The organism is Rhizobium binxianense, assembly GCF_028994275.1.
Lineage (GTDB): Bacteria > Pseudomonadota > Alphaproteobacteria > Rhizobiales > Rhizobiaceae > Rhizobium > Rhizobium binxianense.
The window spans coordinates 306,375-319,235 of the sequence record NZ_CP118713.1; the positions used below are offsets into that span (position 1 = coordinate 306,375).

Below are 12,861 nucleotides of genomic sequence, written 5' to 3' on the forward strand. Positions count from 1 at the left end.
GAATGTCGTACGCCGTAAAAAATCTGAACGAGGGGGACCGCGAGCTGATCGCGTTCCGCATCGGGGATCAGGAATTTTGCGTGAACATCATGTCGGTTCGTGAGATCCGGGGCTGGACCCCGGCGACCGCGATGCCGCATTCGCCTGCCTATATGCTGGGTGTCATCAACCTGCGCGGCGCGGTGCTGCCCATCATCGATCTGGCGGCCCGGCTTGGCATGAAGCCGGCCGATCCGACCGCCCGTCATGTCATCATCGTCGCCCAGGTCCGGCGTAAGGTCGTCGGCCTCCTGGTCGACGCCGTTTCCGATATTCTGACGGTGACCGACGAAACCGTCCAGCCGACGCCCGAGATCTCCTCCGAGCTCGAGCGCCAATTTGCCCGCGGCATTCTCGCCATCGACAAGCGCATGATCTGCCTGATCGAACTTGAAGCCCTCTTTCCCGAGACCGAAAGCGAAGCCGCATGAGTGTAATGGGCGCAAAAGATCAGAGGCAGGGATCCGACGAGGTCTTGGCAAGCGGAGAATATCCGCTGACGCGCCGCGACCTCACCGAGATCGCCGCGATGATCTATTCCGATGCCGGCATCTTCCTCAACGAGACGAAGGCGTCGCTCGTCTATTCGCGCCTGTCGAAGCACATCCGAAGTCTCGGTCTCTCCGGCTTCCGGGAATATTGCGACCTCGTCGCTTCGCCGGCGGGCGCTGCGCCGCGCCGCGAAATGCTGTCGCATCTGACGACCAATTTCACCCGCTTCTTCCGCGAGAACCATCATTTCGACCACCTGCGCGACCATGTCCTGCCGGAACTGCTGCAGCGGGCGAGATCGGGCGGCAGGGTGCGCATCTGGTCGGCCGCCTCCTCCGACGGGCAGGAACCCTATTCGATCGCGCTCACCGTGTTGTCGCTGATGCCGAATGTCGCCGATTACGACTTCAAGATCCTGGCGACCGACATCGACCCGAAGATCCTGGCGATCGCCCGGGCCGGCGCCTATGATGAGAACGCGCTCGAAACCGTGTCGCCTGCCATGCGCAAGCAATGGTTCAGCGAAGTCGAGGTCCAGGGCCGCAGGAAGTTCCAGGTCGACGACCGCGTCAAGCGGCTGATTACCTACAACGAGCTGAACCTGATGGCGCAATGGCCGTTCAAGGGCAAGTTCGACGTCATCTTCTGCCGTAACGTCGTCATCTATTTCGACGAGCCGACGCAGATGAAGATCTGGCAGCGTTTTGCCGGCCTGCTGCCGGAGGGCGGCCACCTCTATATCGGTCATTCCGAGCGTGTGTCGGGCGAGGCGAAACACGTCTTCGACAATATCGGCATCACGACCTATCGCTATACGACCAAAGGTCTCGGGAGGAAGGCATGAGCGCGCCGGCAAGGGTTCTCGTTGTTGACGACTCGCCGACGATGCGCGGGCTGATCACTGCCGTCCTGAGCTCCGACCCCGAGGTCAACGTCATCGGCCAGGCCGGCGACGCCCTGGAAGCGCGCGAGGCGATCAAGCGGCTGAACCCCGACGTCGTGACGCTCGACATCGAGATGCCGAACATGAACGGTCTCGACTTCCTCGAAAAGATCATGACGCTGCGCCCGATGCCGGTCATCATGGTCTCCACCATGACCCATCGCGGCGCCGAGGCGACGCTTGCCGCACTGGAGATCGGTGCATTCGATTGCGTCGGCAAGCCGGGGCCAGGCGAACTCAGACCCTTCGGCGACCTCGCCGAGAAGGTCAAGGCGGCCGCGCGCACGCAGCGCCAGTTCTCCCAGCCGGTTGCTGCCGTTGCCCCACCGCCCTCGGTCGCCGATTTCCGCGTCGGCCGCAAGATCGTCGCCATCGGCTCGTCGACCGGCGGCGTCGAGGCGCTGATTGCCGTGCTGCAGAAGTTTCCGGCCAACTGCCCGCCGACCGTCATCACCCAGCATATGCCGCCGACCTTCACCAAGAGTTTCGCCGAACGGCTGAATCGCCTCTGTGCGCCGGTGGTGCAGGAAGCGACCGATGGTGCCCGTCTCGAAATCGGCAAGATCTATCTGGCGCCGGGCGGCGAGCGTCACCTCCAGGTCAGCGGTGCCTCGGCGCCGTGCTGCCGTCTTGTCGACCGGGCGCCGGTCAACGGTCATCGCCCATCGGTCGACGTGCTGTTCGATTCGGTGGCGGAACTGGCAGGCCGCAATGCTGTCGGCGTGATTTTGACCGGAATGGGCCGCGATGGCGCCGCCGGATTGTTGAAAATGCGCCACGCTGGCGCCAGAACACTCGGCCAGAACGAAAAAACCTGTGTCGTTTACGGAATGCCAAGGGTTGCTCACGAACTTGGCGCCGTTGAGCAGCAGCTGCCGCTGTCTGCCATCGGTGAGGAAATATTGAAAATGACAGCCGCCCGAAAGGAAGGGACCGAATAAATGTCGATCGCGGAGAAAATCAAAGTTCTGATCGTCGACGATCAGGTAACGAGCCGGTTGCTGCTCAGCGACGCGCTGACCCAGCTCGGTTTCAAGCAGATCACGTCCGCAGGCGACGGCGAGCAGGGCATGAAGATCATGGCCGAGCAGCCGCACCACCTGGTGATCTCGGACTTCAACATGCCGAAGATGGATGGCATCGGCTTCCTTCAGGCCGTGCGCACCAACCCGAACACCAAGAAGGCGGCTTTCATCATCCTGACCGCCCAGGGCGACCGCGCACTGGTGCAGAAGGCAGCCCAGCTCGGCGCCAACAACGTGCTCGCCAAGCCGTTCACGATCGAGAAGATGAAAGCGGCCATCGAAGCCGTGTTTGGAGCCCTGAAATGATGACTGAGGGGGCAGCCCGCCGCGTGCACATCATTCAGGGCGAGTACAAGGTTCTGAGCGATCCGAATGCGGTCCTCTCGACCATTCTCGGCTCGTGCGTGGCTGCGTGCCTCAGAGATCCTGTCGCCGGTATCGGCGGCATGAACCACTTCTTGCTGCCCGGTTCGGCGACGTCGCCGACATCAGGCGGCGATGCCACGCGTTACGGCGTGCATCTGATGGAACTGCTGATCAACGGTCTCCTGAAGCAGGGCGCCCGGCGCGACCGGCTGGAGGCAAAGATCTTCGGCGGCGCGAAGACGATCTCGACATTCTCCAATGTCGGTGAGCAGAACGCGGCCTTCGCCATGCAGTTCCTGAGGGATGAAGGCATTCCGGTGGTCGGTTCCTCCACAGGCGGAGACCATGGACGCAAGCTCGAATACTGGCCGGTGTCCGGTCGTGCCCGGCAATACCCCCTGACCGGCGCCGAAACGCAGAGAACCGTCGCTCTCGAGCAGCGGCCCGCCGCTCCGCCGAAGCCCGTCGAAACCAGTATCGAATTTTTTTGATGGCGAGGATTTTCTTATGACATTTAACCCGGTGATGGAGCCGCCTGCGCCTGTGGAAGCGCTGAGCGACATCCTGATGCGCATCGTTTCCGAACTGCACGATGTTGCCTACCTCATCGAGCGCATCGAGCCGCAGCTTCTCGACCTCGGCGGCGCCGCAATCCTGAATTCGCCTGACGCCATGAAGGTCATGCAGGGCATCGATCTTGCCGTGCAGAAATCGCGCGGCCTTGCCGAGTTCATCGACACCATCACCGGCGAAATCCCGCACGGTTGGGCAGTCGACGTCGCGACTGCGCTCAGCCTCGTCAAGCTGGCGGAGATGCAAAAGGCGCTGGGCGGCGCCACACGCCACGGCCACTCCCAGCCGCTGAGCAAGGCAGCCGGCGACTTCGACTTCTTCTGATGCATGTCGCCCGGCGGCGTGCCGCTGATCCGGGATGACGACATGCATGAACAAGGAGCCTTTCGCTCCCGCACGCGCTTCACGAAACGCTCGCACAAGTTTCGCCGATTATTCGTCAGATGAGGCAATAAGCCTGCTTTGTCTTTGACGGATTGTGCGAGAACAGAATGAATCTGTTAAATCAATTAGTTCAGATCTTTAAGAACTTCGGTTCCCTTGGCCGAACACGCCTGATGATTCTCGGAGGCGTCGGTGCCGTCTCCATCGCAATCGTCCTTGCGGCCGCCCTTTTCGTCAACAAGCCGGCACAGGAAACGCTTTATGTCGGTCTGGACTCGCCGGATCTCAACCAGATCAGCATGGCCCTTGCCGAAGCCAACATCAATTTCCAGGTCGGCACCGACGGCTCCAGCATTAGCGTCCCCGCGGGGATGACGGGCAAGGCCCGCCTGATGCTTGCCGAGCGCGGCCTGCCGAACAGCGCCAATGCCGGTTACGAACTCTTCGACAATGTCGGCTCGCTCGGCCTGACCTCCTTCATGCAGGAGGTGACGCGAGTTCGCGCGTTGGAAGGCGAAATCGCCCGCACCATCCAGTCGATCTCGGGTATAACCGCCGCGCGCGTGCATATCGTCATGCCGGAGGTCGGAAACTTCCGGAAGCAGGAGCAGAAGCCGACCGCCTCCGTCATGATTCGCGCCAGCGCTGCCACCGGGCGCAGTGCCGCCACCTCGATCCGCCACCTCGTCGCCTCGGCCGTGCCGGGGCTTGACGTCGATGACGTGACGATCCTCGATTCCGCCGGTCAGCTGCTTGCATCCGGCGACGAAGCGAGCAACAGCTCGCTGAACCGCTCGCTCAACATCGTCCAGAACGTTCAGCAGGAAGTCGAATCCAACATCGACAAGGCGCTGGCACCCTTCCTCGGCATGGACAACTTCCGCTCCAGCGTCACCGCCGATCTCAACACGGACGCCCAGCAAATCCAGGAAACGACCTACGATCCCGAATCCAAGGTCGAACGCTCGGTCCGCTCGACGAAGGAAGCGCAGCAGTCGCAGCAGAAGCAGTCCGATAGCGCGACGACGGTCGAGCAGAACATTCCGCAGGCCGCTCCCGAGGCCGGTGGTTCCGCCGGCCCTCAATCGGAGGACAAATCCGACAAGCGCGAAGAGCAGACCAATTACGAAATCAACAGCAAGACGACGGCGACGACCCGCAACAGCTACAAGGTCGAGAAGCTTTCGATCGCTGTGGTGGTCAACAAGGGCCGTATCGCCAAGATGGTCGGCGAGCCCGCCGATCAGGCCAAGATGGACGCCTATATTGCCGAGATGAAGAGCATCGTCGCTTCGGCAGCCGGCATCGACGCCAACCGCGGCGACGTCGTCACCGTCACGGCCATGGACTTCCTTGAGAACCAGCTGCTCGAAGACGCCACCGGCGGTGTCCGCGTCATGGACATGCTGAGCCGCAACCTTGCCGGCATCATCAACTCACTGGCCTTTGTCGCGGTCGCCTTCGTGGTGGTCTGGATGGGCCTGCGGCCTCTGGTGCGCAGCGTCAGCGGCAATAGCTCCAGCTCGGTTCTCGGCGACGCCACGCCGGAAGCGGCCGGCCTCGAGCTTCCGGACTTCGCGCCGGCGGCGGGCGCCTCGGGCGGCGCTCTCATGGACGGCTTCGGCTCCGACTTCGGCTTCGACAGCACTGAAGATCTGCTCAGCCTCGGCGACGACGACGGCAACTTCAACCGCCGCGTCAAGGAAGGCCCGGAACGCAAGCTCTCCCGCATGGTCGAGATCAACGAGGAACGCGCCGCGAAAATCCTCCGGAAATGGGCGATCGACGAGGCAGCATAAGAAAAAAGGCCGGGCAACCGGCCTTTTTCATGTCGGTGCCGAAGCTTCATTTGCTGTAACGGAATTGTTGCCGCTGTAGGGAAACTTGATAAAGGCGCTACTCGCGTAAAACGCGAATGAAGTTGCGGCACAGCCAGAATCACCGTAGCCTTCCCCCATATCTTGAGGGCTGGAATTGATCGTCGAATCAGTGCATGGGCGGCAGCGGATGTAAATCCCTAGAAGTCGGAGATGGTGATTTGCACCGGCTGGCTTACCCTTGGGTGATTCGAAATGGGATTCGAGCGGGACTCGAATTGAATCCCTTACAGAAAAATTGCTGTTGCACCGAGTTTGATGGTTTCTCAGCCGCAGGACATTGCCAATGGATATGGACGTAATTCAGGCGAGCAAAGGCGAGAGGCAAATGTCGAATTTCGCGAGCGCTGTGGTGCCGGATCTGTTGCCGCGTGATGAACTGCTCCAGCGCCTGCACGGCGTCGCCAACACTGGCAGGTTGCAGTCTGGTCTGCGCGCGCTGACGGAGTACGTCGGTGCTTCCCACTATCTTCTGGCGCGCTGCGATCTCCTCCAGGAAAGCGGCCTCGATTTCATTGTTTCGTCGGATTGGCCCTTCGACCTGGTCAGGGATATCGCCAATGATCTGGTGCGCGGCTATGCCCGTTCGACGGAGCTGGAAAAATGCATGCAGGTCTTCCAGCCGAATTTTGCCCTCATGCCTGACAGCGCCGACGTCCCGGCTGGCGCCAGCCGCCAATATTGTTCGGTGACCTTTAATGTCGGCCGGTCGCGGCTGGCCCTGATGTTCCTGTTCGGTGAGGGGTTCATCCTGTCGCCGGAGCGCCTGCGGGATGTCGGCCTGCTTGCCGGTTATGTCGCGAGTTTCCTGCGCTGCGGCGGCACCAGGGTCGACCGCGATTTCGATTTGACGGACCGCGAGCTGGAATGCCTGTTCTGGATCGCCGAGGGCAAGACCAGCGACGAGATCGCGATGATCCTCGGAATCTCCCGCAATACCATCAACAACTACATCACCAGCGTGATGCGCAAGACGGCGACCAAGACCCGGTCCGAGGCCATTGCCTTCGCCGTCCGCAACAATCTCGTATAGGGGGATCTATGGGGCACCCATCAGCCAGGACGATGAGCGGCGCCGAGCAACTGCGCATGGTGCGTGTGAATAGGATTTCCAGCCGGTCCGATCTCTTTCCGCGGCTGATTGCGATGCAGAAGCTCGCCGATGCGCAAGGGTTCGCGATCTTCCGCGTCAGCGGCTCGGGTCTTCCGGCAAAGCAGCGCCTGGTGTGCGAGCTCGAAAACTGGGGCTCTTCCAATGCCGGTTTCGGCAAGGCCTTCACGGATGCCTACGGCGATATCCTTCTCGACCATATCGAAAAGTCGCTGCTGCCGCTCTCATGGGCGGGCGGTTACGACCGTGCGGCACCCGGACCGGCGGACTTCGCGCCGTTCATGACCCGGCTGCAGGACGGTATCCTGCCTTTCTCAGGCCTTGCCTTTCCGGTGCGGCTTGGCGCCGTCGGCAACGGTTTCATCCTTTTCACCGGCGATGACATTGATCCCTCGAGCGATACCATCGTCGAGCTTCACGGTCGCTGCTGCCATATCATGATGGATCTGCTCTCGCTCGACGAACGCCGCACGGCTGCCGCCGAAGCGCTCAGCGAACGCGAGATCGCCTGTCTCCAGCTCGCCGGCGACGGCCGCATCAGCGAAGAGATCGCCGACAAGCTCGGCCTGTCCGTGCACACCGTGAACGCCTATCTCGGCTCGGCGACCATCAAGCTCGATTCCGTCAATCGCATCCAGGCGATCGCCAAGGCGATCCGGCTCGGCTACATCAGCTGAGCGGACAAACCACCGGATTCAATTATCCTCGGAGACGTCAGCTGGCCAGCGCCCGTGGCGGCTGGTTCACGTTGTAACGCGATTCCCGAAGGCTCCTTTTCAGGAAGATAGTGTTCTCGTCGGGATCGGCCGAGGGATCCTGGAAAGCGATATGGTTGATCTCGATGCCGGCATGGTCTTCGGCAAGGGTGAGCTGGGCGTAGACGGTGACGCCGCGCGGCTTGATTTCCAGATCGAGCACGACTTCGGGCTTGCCGCCCCATTCCAGCGTATAGTTGCCGCCCAGGCCGAAATTCACCGTGCCGGGATGAAAGAAAAGCTCGGCTGCCGAGGCGACGAGATCGGAAAGATTGCCATAATACTCGAAGCGCAGCAGTGAAATAAGGTCAGAAGCATCCAGAAGGCGCAGTTCCGTGGCGACCGGGCTGATCGCTTCTGCCAGGATTTTTTCACGCTGGGTAGAGTGAGGGCATTTTTTCATTCGACTTATCTTACCCGTTTGTTCTTGGCGTCTGCGGCGTAGACCCGGTGGATCAGCTCCGCAACGGCCTTATAGAAGACTGACGGTATGACACTATCGACCGAGACTTGCGCAAACATGGAGCGTGCAAGCGGTGGATCTTCGAACACCGGGATGCCGTTTTGCTCGGCGATCTCCCTGATCTTGAGTGCGATGAGGTCCTGGCCCTTGGCCAGCACCACCGGTGCGTCGTTCTCTTCACGCGCGTAACGCAGCGCTACCGCATAGTGCGTCGGGTTGGCGATGACGAGCGTTGCGCGCTGCACATCGGCGATCATGCGCCGGCGCGCGCGGTCGCGCATCAGCGAGCGCTGCCGGCTCTTGACGAAGGGGTCGCCCTGCGCCTGCTTGTTTTCTTCCTTGACCTCGTGCCGCGTCATCCTCAGCTCGGTGAACCAGTGATGGCGCGTCCAGAAAACGTCGGCGATCGCCACGATCGCGGTGGCGATCAGCATGACGATGATGATCTTGCGCATCGCCGTCGTGATCCGCACGAGGATCGTTTGCGGGTCGGAGAACATCGCGTCGATCGAGCTGAAATATTCGCTCCGGAGCACGAAAAACAGAATCACCCCGACGACGACGACCTTGAACAGCGATTTTCCGAATTCGATGAGGCCGGGCAGGCTGAACAGCCGTTCCCAGCCCTTGATCGGCGAGATGCGCGAGCCTTGCGGCCGGATGCGTTCGAGCACCAGCGTCGGCAGGTTCTGGAAGACGGAGGAGGCGATGCCGAACACCATGACCAGGATGAAGGCTGGCGCCAGCAGCGCCGCACTGGCCCAGCCGATCCGGACGAACAACGACAGGATATCCGGCCCTGTCTCGATCTTCCATTGGTCGGGCTGCTCGAAGATGTCGCGCAGCGTTTCCGTCATGCGCCCAACGCTGTCGGGGAGGAAGAACACCAGATAGATGTAGGTGGCGAGAATGGTGGCGAAGATCGACAGCTCGCGCGAAGACGGCACGTTGCCTTTTTCCGCGGCATCGCTTTGCTTTTTCGCGGTCGGGGCTTCTGTTTTGCTGTCCTTGTCATCATCTGCCAAGTCGCGGCCCTCCCTAAAAGAAACAGGCCGCAGCCAATGCATGTCGCCCGAAACTGTGCAGCGGTCTTGGGATGACGACATGCATCAAAACAAAGACCTAAAGCGCGTCGCAGGAACCGGGTTCCTCCGACGCGCTTTAGAGCGCAGCCTGCTATCAGAAGGTAGTCGCCTGTGCGGCGGCGATCAACAGCCGCCTTGCGGCTTGCCGGATTTGTCAACAGTCTCGAAGAGTTAGGCGGCTGCCGAAGCGTCGCCTTCCTTCTCCTTGAGCTCGATCTGACCTGAGTTGGCCAGGCGAATCGCTTCCTGCGCCACTGCGCGCCGAGCAATGGCGATCTCGCGCGGATTGACGCCGCCCGTGCCGCTCTGCAGATCCGATTCGATCATGCGGCGCTGGCGCGGGCTGATGGCGGAGAGAACCGATTCGCGGATCTCGGCGGGCGAGCCGCGCAACGCGACGGTGAGCACATCCGTCGAGATGTCGTTGAGCAGCATGACGCGGCTGCGCTGCGGCATGTACATGAGGTCTTCGAACAGGAAGATCTTCGGGCGGACCTTGTTGACCGACTCGCGGCTGATCGATTCCAGCGAGGTAAGCAGCGTGTCGACCTGCGGCTTGTCGAGTTCGTTCATGAGGTCGGCGACCTTCGTCGAGCCGGCGGCATTGCGCTCTGCCTCGACCTCGGCAAGCAGCGTCATCACCTGGTTCTCGATGATCTGCGCAGCCTTCGGGCTGACGGTCTTCATGTTGACCGTGCGGTTCATGATGTCGGCGCGGCGGTTGTCGGGAAGCTGCAGCAGCACCTTGGCGCCGAAGTTGGAAGGCATCATCGAAAGAATATAGGCGACGGTCTGCGGATGTTCGCGCAGCAGGAACTGGGCGACGAATGTCGGCTCCGCCTCGCTGAGGCGATCCCAGATCGAGGTTTCGTAGGCCTGGAATGCAGTACGGCGGCCGAGCAGGCTGTCCACCTCGTCGGGTGTCAGGCCTTCTTCCAGAATGGCCTCGATCGCCTTGGCGTTATCCATCAGTCCGGCGCCCTCGGTGAAGAGGTCTTCGAATTCGGCGACGAGCATCAGCAGCTCGTCCGGCGGAATGGCGCGCAACGACTGAGCGGAGGCGATAATGGTCTGCAGTTCGGCCTGGGTGAAATATTTCAACAGCCGGCCGGCGACTCCCTTTCCCATAGCGAGAAGGACAGCCGCCGCCTTTTCAGCCTGGGTCAACGGTTTCCCGGCTAGCGCGCCGCCGAAATCGTCAAAGTCCATCATGGTCTAACCTCTCCGTCCCACACAGGGATCAGGCTTTTTTCGTGCTCAAAACTTCTATCAGTTTTACACCGAATCGCGTGTCGTCGTTTTCCAGTATCGTAATTTCGCCGCGGGCAATCCTGCGACCGTTCACCATAATCTCGACCGGTTCGCCGATTTTCTTATCGAGGGCGATCGTTGCCCCTTCATTGAGGTTCATCAGGCCGGAAACCTGCATGCGGCTGGTGCCGAGCATGATCTGGACGTCGATCGGGATGTCCATGATCAGCTCGAAATTGGAATTCAAGGCGCTGCCGAGCGGAGCCGGAGAGGCCTCGAAGGAGGAGCTGCTGCCGAAATCCATACCCGCCGCCGGGCCGGCACTGCCAGCGCCGAAATCGCCGCCGAAATCGTCGCCCCCGAATGGCGTTTCCGAAACCTCACCGCCGAAAGCCGCCAGGTCCGTTCCGGTTGCAAAGGGGTCGTCCTGCAGGTCGCCGCCAAACTGCGACAGGTCGCCATCGGCATCCTGCTTCAGCACGCCGCGCAGATCGTCGATCGCCTGGTCGAGATCCGCTTCGCTGCCCGGAAGATCCAGGGAGAGGTCGCTGTTCTGCTGTGTTTTCTTCGTTGCCATGAAATCACTATTCCAGTTGAAACTTGCCTCAAACTGCCTTTGCAGCCCAAGAGCCAGAGAACCGATTAATTCATTAAATGACGGATGAGTTCGTCATCCGAGTTCATCGTATCCTTGACGCGGACCATGTAGTTTTCACCTGAACGCCCGAACTCGCACACATACAATTCCTTGCTGTTGGCGCTGACCTCGACGCGCACGTCGCCGCCGTCGCGGAACGGAATGACGTCGCCGACCATCAGCTTCGATATCGTGCGCAGCGTCAGGTCCTGCAGCCTGATCTTGGCCTCGAGCGTGACATGCGAGCGGCGGACCTGGTCGCCGAGCTGTTCGGTCCATTCCGGCGAATTGCCGGTCGCCTGGCGCTTCGGCTTCGGTGGCGTCACCTTGGTCTTGAGCAGCGCCGTTTGCGGAACCATCAACGAAAATTCCGAAACGATGCCGGCAAGCGTGATCGACATGTTGATGGCGGCGGCGAATTCGTCCGGGCGCTCCTCCGGCGGCCGGGCGCGCATCTCAAGGGCGTGCGGGGCCGAAAGGCTCGGTTCGAAACCGCCCGGCGCGTTGACGGCCGAGCGCAGCACCTTGGCGATCTTGTCGAAAACCATCACCGCCAGGTCGATTTCGATGATCGACAGCAGCCGGTCGGCCGGCTCCTCGATCGTATCGGCGGTGGCGCCGAGCAGGTGCTCCATCAGCGTGATGACGAATCCATTGCCGCAGGCAATCGTGATGTTCTGCGACCAGTTGCGCAGCGTCACGTCGACGAGGGTCATGTTCGCGCTCAGGTCGTCGACCAGATGGTTCTTATAGCCGATCTCGCAGCCGAGATAGTTGACCGTCACGTCGAGACCGGTCTCGCTCTTGATGACGTCGGGGAAGAATTCGCTGTAGATTTCCCCGAAGGAGCTGCAGATCTTGGCAACCCTGCCTCTGTCGCCAAGCCCGCCTGTGAGCTTGGCGAGAAGGGCAGGATCCATTGCCGGTTTGTCATGCGAAGCATTGCTCATAGTCATTTAAGCCGCCTTGGTTTCGCCGCCTGGGTTCATCATTTCCTGTTCGACCGCATCGATGGATGGACGCTCGTAAGCCGAGATCGTCTTGCGGCCGTATTCTAGAGCGACCTGCGGCACCGAGCCGTTCATGTAGGCAAGCAGTGTCTGCTTGACGATGACGTAGAGGCGGTGCTGCTTGTTGCGCACGATCTTGATCTGGGAGACCAGCGGCGAGCAGACGCAGTAGGACAAGAGAATGCCGAGGAAGGTGCCGACGAGCGCTGAGCCGATCAGGTGACCGAGCACCTCAGGCGAATCGTTGATGTGGGCCATCGCCTTGATGACACCGAGAACGGCCGCGACGATACCGATCGCCGGGAAGGAATCGCCCATGATCTGGATCGCGTGGTAGGGCTTCATCTTGTCGTGCATGATGGTGTTGAGTTCTTCGTCCATCAGCGCCTCGATCTCGTGGCTGCGGGCGTTGCCGATAATGATCAGGCGCACGTAGTCGCAGATGAACGCCGTCAGTTCCTTGTTCTTCAGAACGGTCGGAGCCTGTTGGAAGATCGTCGATTCTGCCGGATTGTCGATATGGGCTTCGATTTCGTTGCGCGACTTGGTGCGCAAGTCGCGCATCAGCGAATAGAGCACGCCGAGCGTATCGAGATAATTGCGTTCCTTCGGCACGGCGTGCTTGAAGGCTTCGCCGAGCGCCTTGCCGGAATCCTTTACCACCTTCATCGGGTTCGCCATGATGAAGCTGCCGAGGCCGGCGCCGCCGATGATCACGAATTCAAAGGGCTGGAACAGCGCGTCCACATGGCCGCCCATCGCCATGAAGCTGCCGATGACACAGCCGCAAGTCACTATAAATCCGATAATGATGTTCATCGTCAGCCCAATCTGAACGTTACTTTTCTCT

At 60.9% G+C, this 12,861-nt stretch carries 15 protein-coding genes; 9 read left to right on the forward strand and 6 right to left on the reverse strand.

Annotated elements, in window-relative coordinates:
* The first annotated feature begins 2 nt into the window (after positions 1 to 2).
* From PO860_RS01510 to visR, 9 genes are all read left to right on the forward strand, one after another.
* Positions 3 to 470 (forward strand): chemotaxis protein CheW, encoded by a 468-nt coding sequence (locus tag PO860_RS01510; protein ID WP_164006521.1) that lies wholly within the window; start codon positions 3 to 5, stop codon positions 468 to 470.
* Positions 467 to 1,375, forward strand: coding sequence for a protein-glutamate O-methyltransferase CheR (gene cheR / locus PO860_RS01515; protein ID WP_097619928.1), 909 nt, complete (start codon positions 467 to 469; stop codon positions 1,373 to 1,375). Before PO860_RS01510 ends, cheR begins: the two co-directional genes overlap by 4 nt.
* Entirely contained in the window at positions 1,372 to 2,415 is a 1,044-nt protein-coding gene (gene cheB, locus PO860_RS01520) for a protein-glutamate O-methylesterase CheB (RefSeq protein WP_183605677.1), read from the forward strand. The genes cheR and cheB overlap by 4 nt, the downstream gene beginning before the upstream one ends.
* A complete protein-coding gene (locus PO860_RS01525; protein ID WP_003556488.1) occupies positions 2,416 to 2,805 on the forward strand; it encodes a response regulator in 390 nt (129 codons plus the stop codon).
* On the forward strand, positions 2,802 to 3,356 hold the full coding sequence (cheD, locus tag PO860_RS01530) for a chemoreceptor glutamine deamidase CheD (RefSeq protein WP_003570356.1): 555 nt from the start codon (positions 2,802 to 2,804) through the stop codon (positions 3,354 to 3,356). The genes PO860_RS01525 and cheD overlap by 4 nt, the downstream gene beginning before the upstream one ends.
* Before the next feature lie 16 nt (positions 3,357 to 3,372).
* Complete coding sequence (gene cheT / locus PO860_RS01535) at positions 3,373 to 3,762, forward strand: chemotaxis protein CheT (protein ID WP_183605678.1); 390 nt, start codon at positions 3,373 to 3,375, stop codon at positions 3,760 to 3,762.
* Positions 3,763 to 3,929: 167 nt separating this feature from the next.
* Positions 3,930 to 5,621 carry a flagellar basal-body MS-ring/collar protein FliF gene (fliF, locus tag PO860_RS01540; RefSeq protein ID WP_183605679.1) on the forward strand — a complete coding sequence of 564 codons (1,692 nt, stop codon included), beginning with the start codon at positions 3,930 to 3,932 and terminating at the stop codon, positions 5,619 to 5,621.
* A gap of 364 nt (positions 5,622 to 5,985) precedes the next feature.
* On the forward strand, positions 5,986 to 6,732 hold the full coding sequence (visN, locus tag PO860_RS01545; RefSeq protein WP_183605680.1) for a transcriptional regulator VisN: 747 nt from the start codon (positions 5,986 to 5,988) through the stop codon (positions 6,730 to 6,732).
* 8 nt (positions 6,733 to 6,740) lie between these two features.
* Positions 6,741 to 7,487, forward strand: a complete 747-nt coding sequence (visR, locus tag PO860_RS01550; protein WP_183605681.1) for a transcriptional regulator VisR — start codon at positions 6,741 to 6,743, stop codon at positions 7,485 to 7,487.
* 37 nt (positions 7,488 to 7,524) lie between these two features.
* Here visR and PO860_RS01555 read toward each other — a convergent pair whose 3' ends face one another.
* The 6 genes from PO860_RS01555 to motA form a co-directional block, all read right to left on the reverse strand.
* Positions 7,525 to 7,968: a hypothetical protein gene (locus PO860_RS01555; RefSeq protein WP_183605682.1), complete on the reverse strand. Its 444-nt coding sequence runs from the start codon at positions 7,966 to 7,968 to the stop codon at positions 7,525 to 7,527.
* A gap of 5 nt (positions 7,969 to 7,973) precedes the next feature.
* Complete coding sequence (flhB, locus tag PO860_RS01560) at positions 7,974 to 9,053, reverse strand: flagellar biosynthesis protein FlhB (protein WP_183605683.1); 1,080 nt, start codon at positions 9,051 to 9,053, stop codon at positions 7,974 to 7,976.
* A 231-nt stretch (positions 9,054 to 9,284) separates the two neighbouring features.
* Positions 9,285 to 10,325 carry a flagellar motor switch protein FliG gene (gene fliG / locus PO860_RS01565; protein WP_183605684.1) on the reverse strand — a complete coding sequence of 347 codons (1,041 nt, stop codon included), beginning with the start codon at positions 10,323 to 10,325 and terminating at the stop codon, positions 9,285 to 9,287.
* A 28-nt stretch (positions 10,326 to 10,353) separates the two neighbouring features.
* Positions 10,354 to 10,941 carry a flagellar motor switch protein FliN gene (fliN, locus tag PO860_RS01570; protein WP_273880026.1) on the reverse strand — a complete coding sequence of 196 codons (588 nt, stop codon included), beginning with the start codon at positions 10,939 to 10,941 and terminating at the stop codon, positions 10,354 to 10,356.
* 65 nt (positions 10,942 to 11,006) lie between these two features.
* Positions 11,007 to 11,957: a FliM/FliN family flagellar motor switch protein gene (locus PO860_RS01575; protein ID WP_183605686.1), complete on the reverse strand. Its 951-nt coding sequence runs from the start codon at positions 11,955 to 11,957 to the stop codon at positions 11,007 to 11,009.
* Entirely contained in the window at positions 11,958 to 12,830 is an 873-nt protein-coding gene (gene motA, locus PO860_RS01580; RefSeq protein ID WP_183605687.1) for a flagellar motor stator protein MotA, read from the reverse strand.
* Positions 12,831 to 12,861: the final 31 nt, after the last annotated feature.